The sequence below is a fragment of the Pedobacter alluvionis genome (genome assembly GCF_003664035.1).
In the GTDB taxonomy this organism is placed as follows: Bacteria; Bacteroidota; Bacteroidia; order Sphingobacteriales; family Sphingobacteriaceae; genus Pedobacter; species Pedobacter alluvionis.
The window spans coordinates 548642-573360 of sequence record NZ_RCCK01000013.1; the positions used below are offsets into that span (position 1 = coordinate 548642).

The following is a 24719-nucleotide window of genomic DNA, read 5'->3' on the forward strand; positions in this document are numbered from 1 at the left end:
ACAAAAAAGGAGTAGGATTAAAAAAGTTTTAATAATTCTTCTAAATGAAAGATTTCCTGTTTTACATCTTCAGGTTTTTCTTTTTTCAAAGGATTAAAAAAGATGGCCTCCATACCAAAACCTAAAGCACCATAAATATCGGCTTCTAAACTGTCGCCAACCATAATGCTTTCTGTCTTTAAAGCCTTTGCTTTATCCAATGCATATTCAAAAATGACAGGATTTGGTTTATTTACCCCCACATCTTCCGAAATAATTACATTTTCGAAATATGGATTAAGATTCGAAAGATTCATTTTGGTTAAGGTTGTTTCCTTAAACCCATTAGAAATAATATGCAGAGTATACTTTTGTTGAAGATAGCCCAAAACGTTTTCTGCTCCTTCGAACAAATTTGTTTTAGTTGGTGAAATATTTACATAGTCGTCTTCAAATTGATGAGGAACAACATCAGGATGAATTCCCAATTGAATAAACGTTTTGCTAAAGCGCTCCGATCTTAAAAAATCTTTTGTGATTTTGCCCAAGTGGTAATCGGCCCACAATTGATGGTTATTTTCGGTGTAAGTGGAGATAAAATCGGCGCAGGATTTAAGGCCGAGTTCATCCAGTTTATAAGTATGATAAAGCTCGTTTAATGTTTCTTCGGCATTGCGGTCAAAATCCCAGATGGTATGGTCAAGGTCGAAGAATATATGTTTTTTCATTTGTGACGTTTTCACAAAGGTAGCTTAATGATCTTTGATTTATAGGTAATCAGAAAGGTTTCAGTTTAAGCGTTTCTATTAATACTGCCCTTTAATCATTAAGATATAATAAATTGACAGTCTGGCTAGTTTGGACTTTAAACAAATAATGCCTGAAAACCTCAGGCATTATATTTATTTTTTCTTTACATCCGGAAGACCGAATTTCTCAAGTATTTCTGTTGCTTTATCTGCTTTCTTGACAAAATACAGATCATTTTCATAACCTTTAACATGCTTACTGATTACAGCATTACCATGATCAGTATGTTGGTTACCTTTTTTAACTGTAGTAGGCATATAATCTCTCCTCTCTATATATTGTTATCAAATATAACTGATTATTTCTTCTTTATCAAGAAAGCCCTATACTCCTCTGCAACGGTAAGTTCTACCCACCCTGCCTTATTAAGTCCATAGATATCAAATTCTGTGCTAATTATTGGTAACATCTGTATTATTTTCCTTTGATATAGTTTAGTTCTGATTGGAGTACTTCCATGTGCAAAAATAAATTGATTAGGATAATGTTCCGTAAAATCATAAACAGTATTGGCGACGGTAGAAAGAACTTTCTTCATATCTCCATTATTACTATTTACAGTATCGCTAATATTACCATCCGCAGTAAGATCACCAAAACCAAGGTTATATACTGTACCAATGCTAGGCACAGTTAATTTTGAATATTGAACAATTTTTTCGATAGAACCATTTATTCCTTCACTAGTGAATTGATAGGTTAAAAAGTTGTCTTTAGCAAAATACTCATAATTGATCCAAAAACATAATGTCATTCAGTCTTCTTCAAACATAGTAAATTTAATTTAAACACTGTTATTCAGTTGGTTAAATCATGACGGCGCTTTAATCTATTTATTTACGAATCTTCTGTAAATAATCTCCCACCTTTGCGTTAATCTCCTCGATAAGCTCCTCATCCATGTACTGATAATCATCCGGAATATCGAGCGTAATAATTTCCTTTTCGTACATTTCTTCAGCAAAACGTTCGAAAATCCTCTGTTTATGTTTTTTCTCCATCACAAAGATGAGATCTGCCCAGATAATCAGTTTTGCACTGATTTTAATTCTTGCCGATGGCTCAGTGCCGGCTGAGCGTACCTGGTGTTCGGGATGGTTCTTATAAATGGTTTCGGCAGTAGCACTACGCCATTTATTTCTACTGCAAACAAAGAGGATATTCATTTTATATTGAGCGTTACAAGACTCGGAACCAAAGACTTCAGACTAATAACTAACCTAAATCTTCTCTCCATAAGCTAAATCCCCGGCATCGCCAAGACCCGGTACGATGTAAGATTTACTGGTCATTTCCTCATCTATTGCCCCAAGCCAAAGTTTTGCTTTAGGCAGGTTGGCACGTACGTGGGCAACACCTTCTGCACTCGCTATTGCAGCAACGATATGAAGCTCGGCAATTTTGTAGCGGTTAATCAGCTCTTTACAGCACATCACCATGCTTTGTCCGGTGGCCAGCATTGGATCGGCCATAATTAAAACTTTTCCTTCTAAATCCGGAGTAGAAATGTAATCCATTTGAATTACAAAATCGCCGCCCTTATCTACTTTGCGATAAGCAGAAATAAAGCAGCATTCGGCTTTGTCGAAGATGTTGAGCAGGCCCTGTTGAAGTGGTAACCCCGCCCGGAGTATGGTAGCTAAAACAGGCTGTTGGCTTAAAACTTCACAAGATGACACACCTAAAGGCGTTACGATTTCCTGGTGAGTGTATGTCAATGATCTGCTGATCTCGTAAGCAAAGAACTCACCAAGTCTTTCGAGGTTTTTGCGGAAACGCATTGAGTCTTTCTGGATATGCTCGTCCCGAAGTTCGGCAATAAAAGTATTGGCGATAGATTTTGTCTTGCTTACATCAAAAATCATCATCTGGTTTCTTGAAAAATTAGGGGTTTGCGACAATTATGGGATTAATAATTAAAATTAGCAATTCTGAGCCAGATAATGTTAAACTAAAATCAATTCCCTGCATAATTAAGCATTTCTCTAAAAGTATTTTTAACTTCTTGTATTTAGGATGATCTGATAAACTTTTCAAGCTCCAGCTGCTATAAAAGTTGCCGTTTACCATTTTTACTGCATCTATACATTGATGTATTTTTTCTGTTGCTGCTTCATGGCTTAAAAATTGAAAGATATGATCGGTTAAGCAATAGGAATGAACTACCAGGGGTGTTACTTTCTCGAGCTGGAGATCATACCAGTTAAACGGAGTGCACGTTCCCGCCCTAAATCCTGGTGCATTGCCATAACCCATAGAATAATCGGAAGTAATGCCCGAATTAAGAACATTTAAATAACAGATCGGGAATTTTAATGCTTCTAACTGTTGGCTGGTTGAGGTAGTGAGGTTTGGCTGGGTTTTTTTGAGCTTAACCAAACCTTCTTTAATTTCAGTCATCTTTTGAGTGTTGCTGGCGCAGGGCCTTAACAATCCAACTGATTGATTATTCAAGATTTTAGCAATGTTGTCTATTCTGATGTAATCCATCGGAACCTCAGGGAAATCGACAAAATAAAGTGGATTGCTTTTTTTAGAAACAAAGATTTGCTTTACCTGCTCAAGCACTTGTTCATTATTAATCCCAACTCCTGTTAACCTGTCAAATTCCGAACCCAGGTAATTATTCTCTTTTTTAAATACAGCGCTGAAAATAAATTTGGTTCTGTTTAAGAAACCATCAGGCAAATGCGGTAACATACTAAAATGGATGGTAGTCCGGTGCTGAAATTTCTTTTCCTGAAACTTAAAAGTTGGATGCTTTTTCCTGATGATACTTTTAATGATTAATGCCCACTCATCAATAATCGGCTTATCCAGACCCCTCCATTTATGCTGATAACTTTTTGAGGGCTTAAACTCTTCTATCGTATTTCGCTGATGAAGGTATTCTTCATACCTGCTGATTACAAAAAAGGACGCAGCAAAAACATCGAATGGTAAGGCAGATTGCTCTACCGGAAAAGGAGCCTGGTATTCTCCAAATGAAACGGTCTTCAGTTTAATTTCTTCTAATTTATTAGAGAAAAGCAAAGGTGTACTTTTAAAGAAAAGTTCTTCGCCTAAGGGTTCATCGCCATAACTGATTTTAATGTGTTCGCTTTGCAGAAAATATGTGCTATTGCTCGTAAATTCTAATTCTGCTTTAAGGATCTCTTTAAAAATGAAATTGAAGATATATTTAATCCGAGGCGTTAATATGTTGGAGAAGATGATTAGATGCATAACTTATTTTTAACAACGCTGTATTTAAAAAAAGATTACAAGAAATATTTCTCAGCCTATATTAACCTAACTAATATTGACCATTAAAATTAACGGTAATTTAACTCTGAATCATTATCTAATACAAAAATTACAATTAAAAGTTTGCCGTGAATTTCTTTTCGGGGTAAAGGATTTTGGTGCTTTTACGATTGCTACCTTTCACCACGTGTACGATACTCATCTGATCATCGAACATATCGTATAAAATGCTATCGTTAACCTCAACAGATTTTATAGCTGCAACTTTTTCAACTTCCAGGTAAATATTAGTGGCCTCATGGTCGATCTCAAATCCGATGTAGTTCATGGCAACAGCTTTGCCGTTGGCTTTTAGCTGTAAATGAGAAAGCAGGTATTTTTTGACCAATTCGTCCATTGTACCTTTCATATTCGGATTGCTCAGATCGGTTTTCTGTTTGTATAATTTGGCTAAAATTGCCTCGAAATCGTCTGAAAAGATTTTACAGCTTATTTCTAAAGTTTTATCCTTTGCATTAAAGTTTACTTCAGTTGTGCTTACATGCAACGGGTGTTTTATACCAGCTTTAACAGAAAAAAAGGCACAACACAAAAACAGCAGGGTATATTTTAATTTACGCATAATTTTTTTCTTAAGAGAAAACAAAGTTAGGATTTAAAGCTAAAACCAAATAATTGGCATAAATAACACAAAAACAGTAACAAATTTAAGATTTATGCTTTTGTTTTAAGGATATTTGGGCTTTTTGCAATTAAAAACATAATTTTAAGCTTTATAAACTATTTTAAATCCAATAGTTAGCTTATTATTTCATGCCGTTGCAAGATTTTATCTTTTATTTTAAATTGGGTTGGGAGCATATTATCAGTGCCGACGCTTTAGATCACCAGCTGTTTGTTTTAGCCCTGGTGGCTATTTACAGTTATGTCAATTTAAAGCAGGTACTTGTATTGGTTACGGCCTTTACCATAGGTCACTCATTTACCTTACTTTTAAGCGTATTGGATATCATTAGGTTTGATAGTAAGTGGGTAGAGTTTTTGATTCCCTGTACCATTGTCATTACGGCTATCAGCAATTTGTTCAGAAAGAATTTCTCCTTAAAATCCATTAAGATCAATTACTTTTTGGCATTGGGTTTTGGATTGATCCATGGCATGGGTTTCGCTAATTCCATCAGGATCATGTTGGCAAAAGACCAGAATATTGGCTGGGGATTATTCGGCTTTAATGTAGGGCTTGAGGCAGGACAGATTTTTATGGTGATTATCATTCTTTTAATTACTTTTTTAATTTTCAATTACACCCGCATAAAACGTATGAGTTGGGTTTTATTTATATCAGCAGCCGTATTCAGCCTGGCTTTAAAGATGGCTTTAGAACGAATTCCTTTTTAATAAACATATAATGAATAAACTATTTACTTTAACCGGCTTGCTATTTCTTTCTGGAAGTTTAGCTATGGCTCAAAATATTCAGAATAACCCTGGGAGCAACCACGGGAATAAGTTTGAGCAATTGGGCACTATTTTGCCAACACCAAATGAACAGCGCACAGCCAGTGGCGCACCGGGCGTTAAATACTGGCAGCAACGTGCCGATTATAACATTAAATGTGAGCTGGATGAAAAAAACCTGTTGCTTACGGGATCTGAAACCGTAACTTATACCAACAACTCTCCTGATCCTCTAACTTATATCTGGTTGCAACTTGATGAAAACGAGCATAGCACCGATAAGAACGCAAACTATCAGGATGCTACCAAAACGCCTCTTATGGGCACAACCAAAAGTTTGGACCAGTTAAGTGCAACTGCTAACAATGGCGATGGGATTAACATTACCAAATTAACGGATGCAACAGGTAAAAACCTAAAATATACGGTTAATAAAACCATGATGAGGATTGATTTGCCAGTAGCTTTAAGAACCGGACAGAAATTGATTTTCAATATCGACTGGAACTATAAAATTACCGACAGAATGAGTGTTGGTGGCCGCGGTGGTTACGAGTTTTTCCCGGCTGATGGCAATTACCTGTTTACCATGACACAATGGTACCCACGTTTGTGTGTGTACAGCGATTTTCAAGGCTGGCAGAACCACCAGTTTACAGGAAGAGGCGAGTTTGCTTTAACTTTTGGCGATTTTAAAGTACAGATGACTGTTCCTGCTGACCACCTTGTTGGCTCAACTGGCGAATGTATCAACTATAGCGCTGTTTTAAACCCTATGCAGTTAAGCAGGTACAATGCTGCAAAAACGGCGGCTGCACCTGTAGAGATTCAAACTTTGGCTGAAGCTAAAATAGCGGAAACCAAAAAATCAACCACTAAAAAAACCTGGGTTTTCAATGCCAGTAATGTTCGCGATTTTGCATGGACTTCTTCCCGTAAGTTTATCTGGGATGCCATGCCACAAAAAATCCAGGCCAACAACAATACCGTAATGTGTATGAGTTTTTATGGAAAAGAAGCTTACAACCTGTACAGTAAATTTTCTACACGTGCAGTAGCACACACTATTAAAACCTATTCAGATTTTACCATTCCTTATCCTTACCCGGTTGCGCAAAGTATCGAAGCAGCCAATGGAATGGAATATCCGATGATTTGTTTTAACTATGGCCGTACGGATGCAGACGGAACTTATAGCGAAAGCACCAAAAACGGAATGCTTGGTGTAATTATCCATGAGGTTGGGCACAACTTTTTCCCGATGATTGTAAATAGCGACGAACGTCAATGGACCTGGATGGATGAAGGTTTGAACTCGTTTGTTGAATATTTAACCGAAGAGCTTTGGGATAACAAATTCCCAAGTAAAAAAGGGCCTGCCTACACCATTGTTGATTATATGAAACTGCCTAAAGATGAGTTGGAACCCATTATGACCAACTCAGAAAACATTGCACGTTTTGGCCCAAATGCTTATTCAAAACCGGCTACAGGCCTGAATATACTTCGCGAAACCATTATGGGCAGAGAACTATTCGATTACGCATTTAAAGAATATGCAAAAAGATGGGCTTTTAAACATCCACAACCGGCAGATCTTTTCCGTACCATGGAAGATGCCAGTGGTGAAGATTTAGATTGGTTTTGGCGAGGTTGGTTTTATGGAACAGATCCATGTGATATCTCATTGGATAGCGTAAAATTTGCTAAAGCCGATTTCCCTAAAGAAGTTCCTGCTACCAGATCGAGGATGGTGAAAATTGATAAACCTGCGGTGAATGCTTTTGAAGATATTTCAAAAATCAGAAACCGCGAGGATAAAAAAATCAACTTCTATGTTGATAAGAATACTGCAGCACAGGATTTTTATTATAAATACGATAGAGGATTGGTAAAAATTGACACTACTGTAGCTACAAAAATGGATATGACACCACCTTTAGAAGTTGTTGCAGAATCCGATCAAAGTAAATACGCCAACCAGTTTTTATATGAATTAAGCTTTAGTAACAAAGGTGGTTTAGTAATGCCTGTTATTGTGGAGTTTACCTATAAAGATGGCACCAAAGAGATCGACCGTATCCCGGCACAGATCTGGAGACATAATGAACTGAAAACTTCGAAATTCTACGTAAAAAACAAAGAAGTTGCTTCAATTTTAGTCGACCCATTACGTGAAACTGCTGATATTGATACCTCAAACAATAGTTGGGGCGGTAAAGCAAAAGAAAGCAAATTCAAAGTTTACAAAATGAAAGCCGGCGGTGCTGTAAGAGGCCAGTCGGTTGGTAAAAATCCAATGCAGGTCGCTGCAGGGAAATAATGATTTCTCTCCATTCCGCTGCGCTTCAGTCGAGATGACGACACTTATAAAAATCCCCGTTGAATTTTCTTCAACGGGGATTTTTTATTGTATTTGAGGTAAAACATTCACTAAGAAATTTTTTAGATTGATTACTGTTATATCATTTGATGCCGGGTAAGTTTCGCTTTTTGGCGTAATGATATATTTATACTTCGGTTCCAGATCCTTTATGCAACTTACAAACCCTTTTGATACTGTTGGAGCATTCGACAGTTTAATTTCAATACATGCTATTGGTGTAATGCCTTGAACGAGGATTAAATCACATTCTGCTCCGGTTTGTGTCCTGTAAAAAAAAAGGTCAGTCTGCTTTGCTTTCATCTGATAAATCTGCTCAATTACATAGCCCTCCCAGGATGCGCCTATAGCTGGGTGACCAAAAAGATCATTATAACCTGGAATATTTAATAAACGATGAAGAATCCCTGTATCCCTTATATATGTCTTAGGCGACTTAATCAAGCGCTTTTTCGCATTAACAAACCACGGCTGCAAACGTCTGATCAAAAATCCTCCCTCTAAAAAATCTAAATACTTATTAACAGTAGGTGCGCTTACGCCTAACGATCTAGCGAAAGACTCTCCATTAAATAAATTTCCATTCAAATGAGCAAGCATACTCCAAAAGTTTCTTAGCAAAGTTGGCGCCAGGTCCACGTTAAACATCTTAGCCAAGTCTCTTTCTACATAACTTACAATAAAATCATCAATCCATTCTTTACTTAACAGATCGGTTTCTGCCAATATAGATTCTGGAAACCCACCACGAAACCAGTGTTGCTCAAAGTTTAATTCTTCCGGCAGTTCAGTTAATCCTATAGGACATAATTCATTGTAAGAAATTCTTCCAGCTAATGTTTCAGAAACCCCCTTAACCAATTCAGGAGAAGCAGATCCAAGCAATATAAATCTTCCAGGAGTTCTTTTTGCATCAATTAAAGGGCGTAATAAAGAAAATAATTCCGGCAATAATTGAACCTCATCAATAATTACGGTATAATCTTGCAAGCTTTCTAAAAAAGTATAAGCATCCTGTAGCTTAGCCACATCCCGGGGATTTTCCATGTCAAGGTAGATGTAATCGCTGCTTAAACTTTTTGCTAAAGTAGTTTTTCCAACCTGCCGTGGCCCGAGGATTGCGATTGCGGGAGACTTTTTAAGCTTATTCTTTAACTGTGCTGCAAGATTTCTGATAATTAGCATAAACAAATATACGTAAAAACCTAGTAAATCAAAAGTTAAACTTTCGATTTACTAGGTTGATATCCATTTAAACGTTTTAAACGCAATATTTAATTTTTCTCATATATTATTTATATAATCTTAAAATTTTTATTAACCGGTCAATCTCCAACTTTCCTGACTTTCGCCTGTTTTACTGTTTAGTCCCTAAATCGTATATTTGATTTACTCATGAAATTTAAAATCACCTCAGAATATCAACCTACCGGAGATCAGCCTAGTGCCATTAAACAGCTGGTGGATGGTGTAAATGCTAACGAACATTATCAAACCTTATTGGGCGTAACTGGATCTGGAAAAACGTTTACCGTGGCCAATGTAATTGAGCAGACCCAAAAGCCTACCTTGATTTTAAGTCACAATAAAACTTTGGCAGCACAGCTTTACGGAGAGTTCAAAAATTTCTTTCCCGAAAACTCGGTAAATTACTTTGTTTCTTATTACGATTATTATCAGCCAGAAGCCTTTATCGCCTCAAGCAATACTTATATCGAAAAGGATTTAAGTATTAACGAGGAGATTGAAAAACTGCGTTTACGTACCACGTCATCACTAATGAGCGGTAGGCGCGACATTATCGTGGTATCATCCATCTCATGCATTTATGGTATGGGTAATCCGGAAGATTTTTCCCGGATGGTTTTTCGCTTTGGTGTAGGGCTTCGGATTTCGAGAAATGCATTTTTGCATAGTTTGGTGGAGATTTTATACTCGCGTACCACAACCGAATTTAAAAGGGGGACTTTTAGGGTAAAGGGCGATACCGTAGACATTTATCCTGCCTATCTGGATCATGCCTACCGCATTTCTTTTTTCGGCGATGATATTGAAGAACTTTCGGCAATTGACCCTGTTTCGGGCAAAACCCTCGAAAAACTGGAAGATATGGCTATTTATCCTGCCAACCTTTTCGTTACGCCAAAAGATAGGTTCAATTCATCTATTTGGGGTATACAGGAAGAACTGGAAATCCGTAAAAACCAATTGATTGCCGATAGACACTTATTGGAAGCCAAAAGACTGGAAGAACGGACCAATTTCGATATTGAAATGATGAAAGAACTAGGCTATTGTTCAGGGATTGAAAACTATTCGCGTTTCTTTGATGGAAGGCAGCCCGGTATGCGTCCTTTCTGCCTGCTGGATTACTTCCCTGAAGATTATTTAATGGTCATTGACGAAAGCCACGTTACCGTTCCGCAGATCAGGGCGATGTACGGTGGCGATAGATCGAGGAAATTATCTTTAGTTGAATATGGGTTTCGTTTACCGGCTGCATTGGATAACCGCCCTTTAAATTTTAACGAATTCGAAGCCCTTGCACCACAAACCATTTATGTGAGTGCAACACCTGCAGAATATGAATTGGAAAAATCAGAAGGAGTGGTGGTAGAGCAGGTAATCAGGCCAACCGGCTTATTGGATCCTGTTATAGAGATCAGACCTGCCATTAACCAGGTTGATGATCTTTTGGATGAAATAGACATTACTATAAAAGATGGCGGACGTATTTTGGTGACTACCCTAACCAAACGCATGGCTGAAGAATTGACAAAATATCTTGATCGCTTAAACATTAAAACCAGGTACATCCACTCCGAAATTAAAACTTTAGAGCGGGTAGAAATTCTACGCGGCTTACGTTTAGGCGAATTTGACGTTTTAGTAGGTATTAACCTGCTACGTGAAGGTTTGGACTTACCGGAGGTTACCCTGGTTGCTATTTTAGATGCGGATAAAGAAGGTTTCTTACGGTCTGAAAAATCGCTGATTCAAACCATTGGCCGTGCCGCCCGTAATGATAAAGGACGTGTAATTATGTATGCTGATGGCATTACAGATAGTATGGAAAAAACCATCTCTGAAACGAACAGACGTAGAGATATACAGATTGCATACAACCTTGAACATGGCATTACACCAAAAACAGTCGGAAAATCAAGAGAAGCAATTTTAGAGCAAACATCGGTACTCGATTTCTCTCAAAAGGCAAGTGATAATAAAGCCAGGGCTTATGTAGAAAATGCAGAAATCAGTATTGCAGCAGATCCGATTGTGCAGTATATGGGTAAGGCCGAACTGCAAAGAGCAATTGATACTACCCGTAAGGATATGCAGAAAGCAGCAAAAGATATGGACTTTTTGCAAGCTGCAAAGTTGCGCGACGAAATGTTCGCGCTGGAGAAAATGTTTAACGAAAAGTTCGGCAAGTAACAATTTGGGTTTAAAAATTGGTTTTTAGATCATTTAAATTGCCGGGTAAGAAACCGGGAATAGATTTTAATAAATTGCCTTAACATTCAAAATAATTATAGATTTTTGATGTTTTCATCATCAAACAATACAGCACAATGGACGGTCAAAACAGAAAGGACATTTATCCGGGATTAGAAGTCGGGATTATATTGAAGAAAGATCAGCGGTCTGGAAACATCACTTATGGTGTAGTGAAAGATTTGCTTACTTCATCGGCATTTCATTCCAGAGGGATAAAAGTGAGGCTTGAAGATGGGCAGGTTGGCCGCGTAGCGGAAATTATTGAAGATTAATCGCGATATTAAAACCTTTATGGCCTGATTTGCGTATTATATTTGTAATCGGATTGCAATTAAAGGCTAAAAAAGTAACAAAATAAATGTTACGACGTCTATATTTGTAACAACAGTAATTTAAAGAATGGCATTAGTAAAATTCATTTTCATCACAATATTGGTACTTTGGCTGATCAGAATGTTGATTAAGTTAATTCTGCCAATGCTGTTTAATAACCTGGCTAGCAAAATGCAGAGTCAGGCAACAGGGCAACAGCAACAACAAAGACGGTCAAAACCTGAAGGTTCTATTTCAATAGATTATATGCCTCCAAAGCCCGATCAGAGTAAAACAGATAAACTCGGCGACTTCGTAGACTACGAAGAAGTGAAATGAAACTAAACCCTGAACTTGTTTCAGGGTTTTTTGTTTAAATTCAATATGTAATTTCAGCCTGAAATTTGATCATCTTATTTCTTTTCTCGATGAGTTTCAACATATAATTTTTAAGAAATATTTTTTCTGCTAACCAGCCTAATAGGCCAAAGGGTGCCTGAAACTCAAAAACATCAGTCATTTCTGTCTGAGCATCTATTATTGTAAACTGATGCTGGTGGTGGAGTTTTTTAAAAGGTCCCTTAATCATCTCGTCAATGAAAAACGTTGGATATTCCAACTTACTAATCTTATTGGTCATTTCAAATGAAATGCCAAAGTGCCTGGCGCTCCAGGTAACTGATTCATCCAGGTCAATCAGACCACTATTTTTTCCGGCTATTGCTTTTTCTTCAGAAGATTTCATCGACTGTAAATGAAGATCAATACTTCTGGATAAATCAAAACAGTGCCCGATCGGTGCATTTATCGATGTTCTTAAGATAATTGTGGGCATATACGTCCGTTTTGTTACAATTACCTTATTGTTTTCCGCTCAGGGCTGCCATTGCCTCATCAATCTTTCCGTATTTAAAATCAAATCCACTATGTAGCAGCACTGCTGGTTTAACCCATCTGCTTTTTAAAATCAGTTCCGTTTCCGTTCCAATAATTTTTGCACCAATAGCCAATAACCAGGCTGGAGCAGGCAAGCCGAAAGTGCGGCCAAAGGCCTTTCTGATGCTGCGCATAAAAACATGGTTTTTAATCACTTCTGGTGCAGTGCAGTTTACAATTCCTTCAATTTCAGGGTGATCAAGGAGCCATCCTATACTACCTGCAGCGTCCTCTTCATGGATCCAGCTCATGTACTGTTCGCCATCACCTTGTTTACCACCCATGCCCAATTTCACCAGGTTAAGTAAGCGTGGAAACGCCCCGTCTTTCAGACCTAAAACAATGCCCATTCTTAGGGCTATTTTTCGAGTATCGGGCGTGTCTGTTTCGAAAAAGCTATTTTCCCAGGCTTTGCAAACCTCAATAGAGAAACCTTCACCGATTTCGCCTGTAAACTCATCTTGTGGATGGTCTTCGGCATGGCGGTAAATGGTTGCAGAAGTAATATTGATCCAAAGTTTTGGCGGATTTTCCATTTCTCCGATCGCTCTGCCCAGTAAACGGGTGGGAATCAATCTTGAATCAAAAATTTCTTTTTTGTTTTTTTCAGTATACCTGCAGTTTACATTTTTGCCGCAAAGGTTAACCAGGAGGTCAGCCCCTTGTAAGCTGTACGCCCACTCACCCATGTTTTTGCCATCCCATACCAACGTTTTAATATTGTTCGTTTTAGCTTGTGCTTTTCTGGCCAGAATGATCACTTCATCAGCCTTGCTGCTAAAATATTTCGCTAATACACTGCCTAAATAACCATTTCCGCCGGCCAGTACAATTTTTCTGTGTTTCATGATTTGATTATAAAATTAAGATTAAACCCAAAACAATTAAGCGGTAAAGTGCCCAGGTAATGCTCATCAACCAACCTAGCTTTAATAATTTACTTCTACGAATATGTTCTAAAAACATCAATCCCGCAACCATTAAAAAGTATAACAGAAAAAATAAGGGCAGAAAGCTGATGTATTTTGCCAGAATTATAATGGGCAAGAGTAAAAGTGAACCTGCGAAAGAAATGGTCATCATATTCCCTAAGTAATCCCAAAGCTTTTCTTTTCTATAAAAGCTAATGATTGCACCCTGGAAAAATAGCTGGCCACCACAGATTAAGTATTCGCGGTATTTACTGCCGAGGGGCACAAAACCGGTAAGCAGATGCGCATAATCTGTTAATATATAAGCAGTAATAAGCCAGGTTAAAAGCAGAAAGATGATACGGTAATAGAGTTTAAAAGTTGGCTGTAAGCTATTTCCTTTTACTGCAACTGGTATAATTACTTTACGGTTGTAAGAAATAAATGCATAAAATTTACGCATCAGATAAACAAATGGACTAAACAAAAATAAAGGCTTAAAAAAGGGCATAGCGTATGCAATAATTTTGAATAAACTCTGGATGCCGTAAGTAACTTCGCCAGTTTCTGTATTAACCAGTGCAATTTCATTGGCAGCCCTTTGCCGGTCTACCAGTGGGCAAATATTTTGGGGCATTTCCTGGTAAGCTTCACGACCATCCTGAGCCAGCATACCTGTTTTTACAAAGGCCTTAGTATAGGCATAACACATCGGGCATTCATTGTCAAATAAAATTACGTGGTTTTTAAGCGTTTTCATTTTTATTTAAATTTTAATACTTTCAGTAAAATATGAAAGTTTTGATTAAAAAATAAAGCCGAACAATAGGTAAGGCTTTTTTAAGGTCTAGGGCTTAAGGTGTAAGGCTTAGGGTAAATCTATCTCGATACTTGCTACTTCTCTCTTACCATCACCTTCCCGCTACGTTGTAAGATTGCTTCGTGCCTCGCAATGACGGACTTTTCTATCTGTCTTGATACTTGCTACTTCTATCTTGCTACTCTTGTCTCCCCTCTCAAAATCTACTTAAACACCTTCAACACCGAACCCCAGAACCAGCTTTCTTCTGCTTTAAGCATCGTTTCTAAAGTTTTATCTACGTTTCCGGCCAGTTTGTTAATGTCTTTTACCGATTTTTTGAAGGTAATAAACTCCGGGTCTTTCTCATCGCCATTAACCGTAGAGAGTTCGTTCAAAATTTTTAAAACAGGCTCCAGTTCTCTTTTCTTGCGCTCTTTAGCCACCTGCCTGGCAATATTCCAAACATCCTTATCCGCAAAAAAGTATTCTTTCCGCTCACCGGCCTTATGTTGCTTTTCAATCAGTCCCCAACCAATCAGGTCGCGGAGGGTCATGTTCGCATTGCCCCTCGAAATACTGAGTTGCTCCATAATTTCTTCGGTGGTTAACGCTTCGGGCGAAATTAATAACAGCGCATGTACCTGGGCCATGGTGCGGTTAATTCCCCATTCTGAGCCTAATTTGCCCCAAGCTTCTATAAATTTTAATTTTGCTGCTGCTAATTCCATGTACAAATATAAAGTTATTTTTAAACTTTCAAAAATTATTGAAAGTTTATTTGTTTGGAGAATATTTGCTATCGCGTTGAATCTCATCCAGCACCATCTGCCAGTTAGCCTCATTGTTATTTACTTTTTTTAACAGATCAGCCTGTGCCCTATCGAAATAGACAGATAGTTTTAATACGGGTAAAGCCAAATCTGGTTTAAACATTGTCCCTGGAGCAAATCCAGGCTCATTGTTCCTGGCCCGGTCGCGGTCGAATTTAACGGTTGTATTTACGTATTCTTCGTGTTGTTTTTCGCCATTGATGTACGGGATCAGCCATTCTACAGATTTTTTGACCGAAGATCCTTTAGGTGACTCATAAGTATAAAAATTAGCCCCATTTGCCCTATCAATTATAATGGCCAGTTTTAACATAGGTTCCAGGTCGTAAATGTGGTAATGCATGGCATCACGCTCTTTAAAATCCAAACTTGTTCCGTCGGGATATAAATTGATATTGATGTGGCTTTTTAAATTGTCGATAGCCCACCTGATCAAATCCTGATTGTTTAAAGTATAGCCGATTTCGCCTACTTCTTTTAGGCGGTGCGCATTCCAGTTGTTAATGGCAGTGGCCCTGCCCGCTTTCATCCGTTTGCTGTTAATTTCTGCCCAAGCCGTTTCAGTAAGCCATTGTTCAATCTGTTTTTTATCAGCTATAGGGATATCTTTTTTAATCAGGTCGTAAGCTTCAATGGCTTTATCCAGATTGGTATCGTCAATAGGATCGCCATTTGGTTTATTAATTTTGGCCCATGCGCCAAGAAATTCTACACATTTGTTTAAATATTTTTGATCATCGGTAATCCGGTATTGTAAGGCCAATGCAAATATTTTGTTCATGTCTGCCAGGGCTAACCTGGTTTTTTCTTTTTTTGGATTTCCCTTTAATAATCCTTCAGTCCGGATGGTATCAATTGGGTTTGGTTGTGCCGTTAAATAATTTAATGCCGATTTTTCAAAGCCCAGGTATAGTTTTTGGGTTTCCTTTTCGTTTTTGATCTGCGTTTTTAGCTTTTTGATTTCATCATTATTTAAACTGACCAGCTGCGAAAATGAAGAAAAAGATAATAAAGCAAGAGCAGCTGTAACAACAAACTTTCTCATAATAAATAGGTTGAATTTTTATTCTTTATCACAAATCTAATTTTTTATTCAGCATGCATTTAATTTATTGCTTTTTTATACCGCCCAATTTTTTATTTTTGACATTCGTTTAAACTTAAACAAACCTTAATGAATAACTGGTTTAATAAAAATGGCATTCACTTAGCCATTATTGCATTTTTTGTAGTCATCACTTTTGCCTACTTCAGTCCTGTTTTGCAGGGTAAAGCACCACAACAGGGCGATGTCTTGCAGGCGAAGGCCATGCAAAAAGAAATTATGGATATTAAGGCGAAAGATGGTAAAGGCCCACTTTGGACCAATCAGATGTTCGGTGGTATGCCAGCTTATCAAATTTGGGTACAGTATCCTCTTAACATTACAACGTACGGTATCGATGTAATTAAAGGTATTTTTCCTGATCCTGTTGGAACAGTTTTGTTATACCTTTTAGGCGCGTACTTACTATTTTGTGTATTAAAAATAAACCCTTGGCTTGCTGCTGCGGGGGCAATCGCTTTTGCATTTACATCCTATAATTTTATCATTATTGCAGCTGGGCATAGCAATAAGGCATTAGCCATTGGCTTTTTTGCGCCTATTTTAGCCGCCATTATTCTCACATTAAGAGGCCGGTATTTGGTTGGTGGGAGTTTGCTGGCGCTTTTTATGGCTTTAGAGATCCGCTCTAACCACATCCAAATGACCTATTATTTATTTATAGCGTTGTTTATTCTAGGCTGTATAGAACTTTATCACGCCTTTAAAGCAAAACAGCTTCCCGCATTTGGTAAATCTGTCGCTTATATTGTTGCAGGTGTTTTTCTATCGGTTCTGGTAAATGCAGGTACCCTGTGGACAACCTATGAGTATGGCAAAGAAACCATTCGTGGAAAATCTAACTTAACTACCGATAAAGCCGAACCCGCAAATGGTTTGGATAAAGCATATGCTTATCAGTGGAGCCAGGGTATCGGAGAGAGTTTCTCGTTCCTGATCCCAAATATTTATGGCGGTGCAAGCAGTGTTGATGAAATAATCAAACCTGAAAGCAATACCTATAAAGCAGTAGAGAAAAATCTTCAGGGTGTAGATCCGCGTCAGGCCATTGGTTATGTTGCACAGAATTTGGGCACTAACCAGTATTGGGGTAATAAACCAGGTACATCTGGTCCATATTATTTCGGAGCCATCATTTGTTTATTGTTTGTTTTCGGCTTGTTTATTGTAAAACACCGTTGGAAATGGTGGATCTTGGGAACCAGTATTTTGTTATTGTTCTTATCATTCGGACAAAACCTACCATTTATATCTGATATCTTTTTTGATTACCTACCAGGTTACAACAAATTCAGGGCAGTTGAATCTATTTTAGCTGTTGTTGGCTTCTTGGTTCCTTTATTGGCAATCTTGGCCATTAAAGAAGCACAGGATGGTAAATATGATCAAAAATATTTGGTACAGCGTTTAACATGGTCTGCAGGGATAACCGGCGGTTTCGCATTGATTATTGCTGTGATCCCTACAGCGTTCTTCAGCTTTACGCAGGCCAACCAACCACAGGTTTTAGACGCTTTAACACAAACCTTACAAAATAACCGCGCTGCGGCGATGGAAATTTTAAATGGCATTGTTGCTGACCGTGTAGCTTTGGCCCGTGCCGATGCTTTACGTTCGTTATTGTTTATTGCGTTAGGTTTTGGTATTACCTGGGCTTTTATCACCAAGAAGATGAACATGCAATTGGCTTTTGGTTTGTTGGCTTTGTTTGTCCTGATCGATTTATGGCAGGTTGACCGTCGTTATTTGAACAACCAAAATTTTGTAAGCAAATCTGATTTAGATAACCACTACCAGCCAAGGGATGTAGATAATTTTATCTCAGCCGATAAAGATCCAAACTTCAGGGTTTTCGATCTATCGTTGGGTGATCCGTTTAAAAGTGCAGAAACGTCTTACTTCCATAAAACCGTTGGTGGTTTCCACTCCGCAAGGTTAAAACGTTTTCAGGAGTTGGTTGATAACCAATTAACAAAAAGCATTAACCAGGACGTTCTGGATATGTTAAATACCAAGTACATTATTACACAGGATCCTCAGAACGGATCGTATAAAATGCAGCGCAATGCAACGGCTGCGGGTAATGCATGGTTTGTACAAAGTGTTCAGTTTGCTAAAAACGCTGACGAAGAAATGAAGGCGATTAGCAGTTTTGATGCGAAGAAGGAAGCTATTGTTGATGAAAGCTTCAAGAATTCAATTGACACCAAACGCTTAGGAACCGGCCAGGAAGGTTTTATTAAATTAACGAACTACAACCCTGATCATTTAACTTACGAATATTCAACCGCTAAAGACGTGATAGCAGTGTTTTCTGAGATCTATTATGATAAAGGCTGGAAAATGTATATCGACGGAGTTGAGAAGCCATACTTCAGGGCCGATTATGTTTTACGGGCAGCGCAGTTAGAGGCAGGTAACCATAAACTTGAGTTTATTTTCCATCCAACATCGTATTATACCGGAGAGAAAATCTCTTTGGCTGGATCGATCTTGTTATTGGCCGGATTGGGCTTTGGATTTTATTCAGAAGAAAAGAAGAAAAAGAAAGCGGTTAAAGCTTAAACTTCTTTAAATAGATTTACGCCCCGTAGGATTCAATCTTACGGGGTTTTTTGTTACCAGAATTTTTTGCAGCGGTTTCTTGCCACGGAAACACAGAAGCACGGAATATCTCCCTCGGTTTGTCATCCTGAGGGGTAATTTATTGTATAAAAATCAATATAATTGACAGAGGGTTTTAGTGCTATGTTCCGGCGAGGGATTGTCATCCGATAGCTATCGGATGCGAGAAGGCTTTTTCAGCCGACAGCCTGCCCCGATTTTCGGGGAAGAAATCTTACAACTATCGCGAGTAGCGAGCGCTTTAAGGCTGCTTCGTGCCTTATGATGACGATCTTTCTATTGGGGCTGTCAATGGTAGCGTAGTCGAAGTGCTTTATTAATGCGTTGTAAATAGGTCTTCGACAACCCGCTCTGTCCGTAGAGTTAAGCATAGCGTCTCTAATGGATACAAAGAATAAAATTGAGTTTATAAACTCAATTAAAACGAGTCACAGACTCTTTTCTATTATTAATCCGTAGCGCCCTTCGGAACGCTACGGACAGACACGAACAAATTGCATTTCTGCTGTCCGTGCCAAAAATTACGAAGCTCTTTTTTGCCCGCTTCACCATAATTTTTTATATTAGATTAATCAAAAGCGATGATAACCCAAATCAATCCGTCTGATTAAAGATCCCCCCCCCAAAAATATTCCGAGTCCACCTTTACGCCACATTTACCCCACGTTTATGCCACCTTTCGGCCAGGCTTGCTTAACACCTGCTTGCACACTACTTAACCCTTGCTTTGGTTGAGTGATGCCCCTGCTGGAGATCAGGTAGATCAAACATTTGACTCGCTTTAGATCGGCAGGCTAACAATAGCTAAATAAAAGGTAAAGGGAAAGTTATCTTAAGGTATTGTTGGTGTATCACTGTGTCGGAGCAGCCTGGTTAAAGAAACAATAAACGGCTGTTCGGAGTTTTTTTATACTGTTGCTAATAAGTGTACCATTAATATTCCTTCATTGCTGGCTTACATGTGCTGCTGGCGTGGGAATACATATTCAATGAATTTCAGGTATTAAATAAAACGACCTTTTTTTGGAATCTGTCAATGGTAGCGTAGTCGAAGGATCCTTTGGCAAGGAAAACTGTTGGATAATTCAGAATCTACCTCAACATTGACGACGGTGGATAATGACCAATGACTAATGCACTCTTGAACCAAACAACCCCTTCGGATGTCATTTTAACATACTTTATCAAATTGAATAATAATTTAACAATGTCGTAACATTTGTTTGATATACAGCGTCTTATCTTTGTAATGAAAAATCAGGTGATATGTTAGAGTCATTCTTTGCCGTATGTTTATTAATTGTTGTACTTTATTTCTTTAGCCCTTTTGAGGTAAAACTCGATGAGGAAGAAGAGTGGTAACACAACTAATTTATCTCTAAACTGCTTTAACCGGGCGGTAACATTACCCTTCCCCCTAAAATTTCCCTTTTATGGATAAAAGAAATATCGATGTAGTCGTAATCTCCGATGTACATTTAGGTACTTATGGCTGTCATGCAAAAGAACTTTTAAAGTATCTGAAAAGCATTAAACCCAAAACATTGATCCTAAACGGCGATATCATCGATATCTGGCAGTTTAGTAAAAGTTACTGGCCCGAATCGCACATGAAAGTAATCCGTAAACTGATGAAATTCGTTTCAGAGGGTGTTCAGGTGCATTACCTGACCGGCAACCATGATGAGATGCTCCGCAAATTCGACGGCATGGAGATGGGTACTTTTCACCTTCAAAATAAGCTGATTTTAGAGCTCGATGGTAAAAAAGCATGGTTTTTCCATGGTGATGTTTTTGATGTAACCATGCAGCATTCTAAATGGCTGGCTAAATTGGGAGCGGTTGGTTACGATACGCTGATCCTTATTAATAGTTTCGTAAACTGGGTACTTACCGCATTTAGAAGGGAGAAGATGAGCTTTTCGAAAAAAATCAAAGCTAAGTTTAAAGATGCCGTTAAGTTTATTAATAGTTTTGAACAAACTGCAGCAGAACTGGCCATCGAAAAAGGTTATCAGTACGTCGTTTGTGGTCACATTCATCAGGCCGAGCAACGCGAAATTGCCACTGAAGATGGAAAAGTAACTTACCTGAACAGTGGCGATTGGGTGGAAAGTTTAACGGCTTTAGAATATCAGGATAAAAACTGGACCGTATTTAAGTATGAGCATCAACATTTTACAAAAGATCAATTGGATGAGGGAATTCTTTCTGATGCTGAAGATTTAAAAAGTAAACTCGACATAAATATTCTTTTACAGAATATAAAATATGAAATTGCCCAATAATTTTAGATATTCGGGCACAAATGAAGATACTTTACGCAATACAGGGAACAGGTAACGGTCATATCAGCAGAGCCAGGGAAATTATTCCTTTGCTTCAAAAATATGGCGAATTGGATATTTTAGTGAGTGGTACCCAGGCCGATGTGAAACTCAGTCAGCCCGTAAAATACCAATTACATGGTTTCAGTTTTATCTTTGGAAAAAAAGGTGGTGTAGACCATTTTAAAACCTGGATGAGTATGAATCTTTTCCGTTTCAGGAAAGATATGAAGCAGCTGCCACTCAAAGATTACAATCTAATCGTTAATGATTTTGAGCCGGTGAGTGCCTGGGCCTGTAAGTTGCAAGGAATTGAATGTGTTTCATTGAGCCATCAGGCAGCATTTAAATCTAAAAAAGTACCGCGTCCAAGAACTTTGGATTGGGGTAAGCTTATTTTGAGCCGCTATGCACCTACTAAATACCACATTGGTTTTCATTTCGATCGCTATGATAGTTTTATTCATACTCCGGTAATCAGGGCAGAGATTCGAAATCTGAAAAGTGAAAATTTAGGGCATTATACCGTTTATCTTCCTGCCATTGACGACAAACGTCTGGTAAAGCTTTTTACACAACTGCCTGAAGTTACCTGGCAGGTTTTCTCTAAACACAGCAAAGTTGCCTACCAGGAAGGGAATGTTTTTGTAGAACCTGTTAATAACGAAAAATTTAATAAAAGTTTGGCCACCTGCGAAGGGCTATTTACTGGCGGAGGCTTTGAAGGCCCGGCAGAAGCACTTTATTTGAAGAAAAAATTATTGGTAGCTCCTATGCGTTTCCAGTTTGAGCAGCAATGCAATGCTTATGCTTTAAAACAGTTTGGTTTGCCTGTAATTTGGGGCAGTACCACAAACTGGTTGCCTATTATCAAAAATTGGGTTGAAAATCCTCAACAGCATGAGTTTAATTTTCCGGATGAAACCGCGCAGATTATTGATGATATGGTGAAGAAATATGCCAGGGTTTAGTCCTGAGTCTTAAGTAGGTAGTCCAGAGTTGACTTTCTCGTTTATCATCCTGAGCGTAGTCGAAGCATCTCCAATGATGAATTAATTTACTTGATTGTTTGGAAACGAATGCCGGTAGCTTTTGGCTTGTACAGCCCCGTTATTCGCTGTAGCCCGATGCTAATTTAGTACCGATTCATCGGTAAAAGATCGGGCTGCCGCTACTCCCGGGTTTATTTAACGCAAAGCAGCGCTTTTGGGAAAGGTTAGCTATACATCGCCTATTAGTACATTCCCCAGTTATCTATTCGCTTTGGTCTTAGGTTTATTCTAATCTGTGGCAGAATCCTGTGTAATCTAAACCTGACAGGAGCGGGCACCGAGCGCAGTGAGGTAAAGCGAATGGCAGGGCTACCGGAACCGAAACGAACAGGAACCTGCTTTTCAAAAAAAATAACAGATTCGCTCCTCACGATATACTTTGTCACTTGCCACATGGTCTTCGACTCCACTCAGACTGACAACTCTATAATTATTTGACTATAAATTCTCCCTTTAGTTCTTTCCGCTTTAAGCTTTGGTCTTTTAGCTTTAAGCTTTAGCCTTTCCGCTCTTCATCTTTCTTCCTTACTCTTAAATTATTTTCTTTACTTTGCCTACTCTTTAAAAAGGCATGATTAATCAGTTTAGAAAGCTAAATCCAATTAACCTCGTATTCTTGCTGGCATATACGTTCTTTCTGCGTATTGCCATTTTTCAGGAAACGCACGATAAGCTGAACTTTGATTTTTTGGAACCTTTTGCCCGATTGCTGATCAATGTAGATTTAGATAATGCCTTTACTCCCTATACCAATATTTTTATTGCGGCACTTTTGGTTTATGTGCAGGCATTAATTTTCAACCGGATTGTAAATAACCATAATTTATTGGCCAAACCCAGTTTCCTGCCAGGACTGATGTTTATCACAGGAACAAGCTTGTTTATGCCTTTTATGATCCTTAGTCCGGCATTGTTATGCAACTTCCTGTTGATCTGGATTATAGATAAGTTTTTAAAACTGGGTAAGAGTGCGAATTCCATTACCACGGTTTTTGATATCGGGATGATTATAGGGGTTGGAACATTGATCTACTTTCCGTTTATGGCCATGTTGCTGATGATCTTTTTAGCGTTGTTGCTTTTCAGGTCATTTAATTGGCGCGAATGGGTAGCGGGCTTAATTGGTTTTATCACCGTATTCTTTTTTTTGGCTGTATTTTATTACTGGAAAGATAATTTAAGCTCGTTTTATCAGATCTGGAAACCATTGGGTAATAAGTTTCCATCGGTATTTAAAATTAACTATAACGATTATTTGGTACTCATCCCGGTTACGGTAATTATTATATTGGCATCACTACAACTGCGTGAAAATTTCTTCAGGAGTTTTATTAGCACAAGAAAAAGTTTTCAGCTGTTATTTTTCATGTTTATTGTTTCTGCAGCGAGTTTTTACCTGAAACCTGATTTCAGGACCTGGCATTTTTTGCTTTGTGTACCACCAGGATCGGTACTGTTGGCGTACTATTTTAGCAATGCCAAAAAACGTTGGTTTTACGAAACATTGTTCGTTTTATTTGTGCTTTCAATACAGTATTTTCTGTTTGTTTAACCTTTTTTAACAAATAACTAGAACGAAACTTAACAAAGATTAATAGCTTTGTGGATGATTTTAGAATTAAAGCTTTTTAGTTTTAATCAAGATGGATAAAAAATGGGGTCATTTGAATTTCTGGAGAAAATATTATTTGCAGTGGGAGATTGTAAATGCGTAGGCTAAGCATTGATATTGGAAATTCTGCCGTTAAGGTTGGTGTTTTTGCAAATAAAGAAATTGTTCACCATCAGCGTTTCAATAAAATTGGGATACTTGATCTGGCTCAATTGATTGAGAAATTTTCACCGGCGAAGTCTATCATCAGTAGTGTTAACCAGGAAATTGGGCCATTAGAAGTTTTTTTAAAAAAACACACCAGCTATATCCGTTTTTCAACCATGTTGACAAATGGAGTGCATAACAGATATAAAACGCCGGCTACTTTAGGCCTGGATAGGTGGGCTGCAATTTTAGGCGCAAATGGTTTGCATCCAACAAATGCGAGTTTGGTGGTTGATGCAGGGACCTGTATTACTTACGATGTTTTAACCGGCTCGAAGGAATATTTTGGTGGAAGCATAAGTCCGGGTATTAACATGCGGTTTAAGGCAGTACACGAATTTACCGGCCGTTTGCCTTTGGTGGAGTGGGATGCAAATGAAGATATTGTGGAAGGTATTGATACACAATCGGCAATCAAGAACGGCGTTTTACAGGGAATAATAAACGAAATTGAAGGCTTTATCGCCCTAAATAATAAAAAAGAAAGTGCTCTGAAGGTAATTATAACAGGGGGAGATGCTAATTTTTTGTATAAACAATTACAAAACAGCATCTTTGCGCCTCAAATTATAAAAGATCCTTACTTAGTATTAAAAGGATTAAATGAAGCTATTGCAGATTAA

The 24719-nt window shown here is 38.1% G+C and carries 23 protein-coding genes; 10 read left to right on the forward strand and 13 right to left on the reverse strand.

Going from position 1 to position 24719, the window contains the following annotated elements; all coding sequences use genetic code 11:
* Nucleotides 1-17 precede the first annotated feature (17 nt).
* From BCL90_RS19155 to BCL90_RS19180, 7 genes are all read right to left on the reverse strand, one after another.
* Entirely contained in the window at nucleotides 18-707 is a 690-nt protein-coding gene (locus tag BCL90_RS19155; RefSeq protein WP_121285927.1) for a YjjG family noncanonical pyrimidine nucleotidase, read from the reverse strand.
* Between the two features lie 174 nt (nucleotides 708-881).
* Nucleotides 882-1046 (reverse strand): hypothetical protein, encoded by a 165-nt coding sequence (locus tag BCL90_RS25775; RefSeq protein ID WP_166792082.1) that lies wholly within the window; start codon nucleotides 1044-1046, stop codon nucleotides 882-884.
* Between the two features lie 41 nt (nucleotides 1047-1087).
* Complete coding sequence (locus BCL90_RS19160) at nucleotides 1088-1543, reverse strand: DUF6934 family protein (RefSeq protein WP_121285930.1); 456 nt, start codon at nucleotides 1541-1543, stop codon at nucleotides 1088-1090.
* A gap of 79 nt (nucleotides 1544-1622) precedes the next feature.
* Nucleotides 1623-1955, reverse strand: coding sequence for a low molecular weight protein tyrosine phosphatase family protein (locus tag BCL90_RS19165; RefSeq protein WP_121285933.1), 333 nt, complete (start codon nucleotides 1953-1955; stop codon nucleotides 1623-1625).
* Nucleotides 1956-2009: 54 nt separating this feature from the next.
* Nucleotides 2010-2654, reverse strand: coding sequence for a uracil phosphoribosyltransferase (upp, locus tag BCL90_RS19170; RefSeq protein ID WP_121286241.1), 645 nt, complete (start codon nucleotides 2652-2654; stop codon nucleotides 2010-2012).
* Nucleotides 2655-2673: 19 nt separating this feature from the next.
* Entirely contained in the window at nucleotides 2674-4014 is a 1341-nt protein-coding gene (locus BCL90_RS19175) for a DUF7033 domain-containing protein (RefSeq protein WP_121285936.1), read from the reverse strand.
* Between the two features lie 136 nt (nucleotides 4015-4150).
* Nucleotides 4151-4657: a DUF6702 family protein gene (locus tag BCL90_RS19180; protein ID WP_121285939.1), complete on the reverse strand. Its 507-nt coding sequence runs from the start codon at nucleotides 4655-4657 to the stop codon at nucleotides 4151-4153.
* Nucleotides 4658-4848: 191 nt separating this feature from the next.
* On the opposite strand from BCL90_RS19180, the gene BCL90_RS19185 reads away from it, so the two are divergent.
* Both BCL90_RS19185 and BCL90_RS19190 read left to right on the forward strand, forming a co-directional pair.
* Nucleotides 4849-5433 (forward strand): HupE/UreJ family protein, encoded by a 585-nt coding sequence (locus BCL90_RS19185; protein WP_208529767.1) that lies wholly within the window; start codon nucleotides 4849-4851, stop codon nucleotides 5431-5433.
* Between the two features lie 10 nt (nucleotides 5434-5443).
* Nucleotides 5444-7816 carry a M1 family metallopeptidase gene (locus tag BCL90_RS19190; RefSeq protein WP_121285942.1) on the forward strand — a complete coding sequence of 791 codons (2373 nt, stop codon included), beginning with the start codon at nucleotides 5444-5446 and terminating at the stop codon, nucleotides 7814-7816.
* A gap of 84 nt (nucleotides 7817-7900) precedes the next feature.
* Here the strand turns inward: BCL90_RS19190 and BCL90_RS19195 are convergent, their stop codons facing one another.
* Complete coding sequence (locus tag BCL90_RS19195; RefSeq protein ID WP_121285945.1) at nucleotides 7901-9061, reverse strand: ATP-binding protein; 1161 nt, start codon at nucleotides 9059-9061, stop codon at nucleotides 7901-7903.
* Nucleotides 9062-9271: 210 nt separating this feature from the next.
* Between BCL90_RS19195 and uvrB the strand changes: the two genes are divergently transcribed.
* The 3 genes from uvrB to BCL90_RS19210 all read left to right on the forward strand — a co-directional run bounded on the left by uvrB (nucleotide 9272) and on the right by BCL90_RS19210 (nucleotide 12028).
* The gene (uvrB, locus tag BCL90_RS19200) at nucleotides 9272-11314 is read left to right on the forward strand and encodes an excinuclease ABC subunit UvrB (RefSeq protein WP_121285948.1); all 2043 of its coding nucleotides are present in this window, start codon (nucleotides 9272-9274) and stop codon (nucleotides 11312-11314) included.
* A gap of 137 nt (nucleotides 11315-11451) precedes the next feature.
* Nucleotides 11452-11649 carry a YwbE family protein gene (locus tag BCL90_RS19205; RefSeq protein WP_086548157.1) on the forward strand — a complete coding sequence of 66 codons (198 nt, stop codon included), beginning with the start codon at nucleotides 11452-11454 and terminating at the stop codon, nucleotides 11647-11649.
* A gap of 127 nt (nucleotides 11650-11776) precedes the next feature.
* The gene (locus tag BCL90_RS19210) at nucleotides 11777-12028 is read left to right on the forward strand and encodes a DUF4834 family protein (RefSeq protein ID WP_121285951.1); all 252 of its coding nucleotides are present in this window, start codon (nucleotides 11777-11779) and stop codon (nucleotides 12026-12028) included.
* A gap of 40 nt (nucleotides 12029-12068) precedes the next feature.
* Here BCL90_RS19210 and BCL90_RS19215 read toward each other — a convergent pair whose 3' ends face one another.
* From BCL90_RS19215 to BCL90_RS19235, 5 genes are all read right to left on the reverse strand, one after another.
* Nucleotides 12069-12524 carry an SRPBCC family protein gene (locus BCL90_RS19215; RefSeq protein ID WP_121285954.1) on the reverse strand — a complete coding sequence of 152 codons (456 nt, stop codon included), beginning with the start codon at nucleotides 12522-12524 and terminating at the stop codon, nucleotides 12069-12071.
* Nucleotides 12525-12549: 25 nt separating this feature from the next.
* Nucleotides 12550-13473, reverse strand: a complete 924-nt coding sequence (locus BCL90_RS19220) for a TIGR01777 family oxidoreductase (protein WP_121285957.1) — start codon at nucleotides 13471-13473, stop codon at nucleotides 12550-12552.
* Nucleotides 13474-13480: 7 nt separating this feature from the next.
* Complete coding sequence (locus BCL90_RS19225) at nucleotides 13481-14296, reverse strand: DUF393 domain-containing protein (protein WP_121285960.1); 816 nt, start codon at nucleotides 14294-14296, stop codon at nucleotides 13481-13483.
* Between the two features lie 263 nt (nucleotides 14297-14559).
* On the reverse strand, nucleotides 14560-15066 hold the full coding sequence (locus tag BCL90_RS19230; RefSeq protein WP_121285963.1) for a GbsR/MarR family transcriptional regulator: 507 nt from the start codon (nucleotides 15064-15066) through the stop codon (nucleotides 14560-14562).
* A gap of 46 nt (nucleotides 15067-15112) precedes the next feature.
* Complete coding sequence (locus BCL90_RS19235) at nucleotides 15113-16213, reverse strand: alginate lyase family protein (RefSeq protein WP_121285966.1); 1101 nt, start codon at nucleotides 16211-16213, stop codon at nucleotides 15113-15115.
* A gap of 129 nt (nucleotides 16214-16342) precedes the next feature.
* Between BCL90_RS19235 and BCL90_RS19240 the strand changes: the two genes are divergently transcribed.
* The 5 genes from BCL90_RS19240 (at nucleotide 16343) to BCL90_RS19260 (ending at nucleotide 24719) form a co-directional block, all read left to right on the forward strand.
* Complete coding sequence (locus BCL90_RS19240) at nucleotides 16343-18838, forward strand: YfhO family protein (RefSeq protein ID WP_121285969.1); 2496 nt, start codon at nucleotides 16343-16345, stop codon at nucleotides 18836-18838.
* 1493 nt (nucleotides 18839-20331) lie between these two features.
* Nucleotides 20332-21186, forward strand: a complete 855-nt coding sequence (locus BCL90_RS19245; protein WP_121285972.1) for a UDP-2,3-diacylglucosamine diphosphatase — start codon at nucleotides 20332-20334, stop codon at nucleotides 21184-21186.
* 20 nt (nucleotides 21187-21206) lie between these two features.
* Nucleotides 21207-22196, forward strand: a complete 990-nt coding sequence (locus BCL90_RS19250; protein WP_121285975.1) for a glycosyltransferase family protein — start codon at nucleotides 21207-21209, stop codon at nucleotides 22194-22196.
* Nucleotides 22197-22848: 652 nt separating this feature from the next.
* A complete protein-coding gene (locus BCL90_RS19255; RefSeq protein ID WP_121285978.1) occupies nucleotides 22849-23829 on the forward strand; it encodes a DUF6427 family protein in 981 nt (326 codons plus the stop codon).
* A 155-nt stretch (nucleotides 23830-23984) separates the two neighbouring features.
* The gene (locus tag BCL90_RS19260; protein ID WP_121285981.1) at nucleotides 23985-24719 is read left to right on the forward strand and encodes a type III pantothenate kinase; all 735 of its coding nucleotides are present in this window, start codon (nucleotides 23985-23987) and stop codon (nucleotides 24717-24719) included.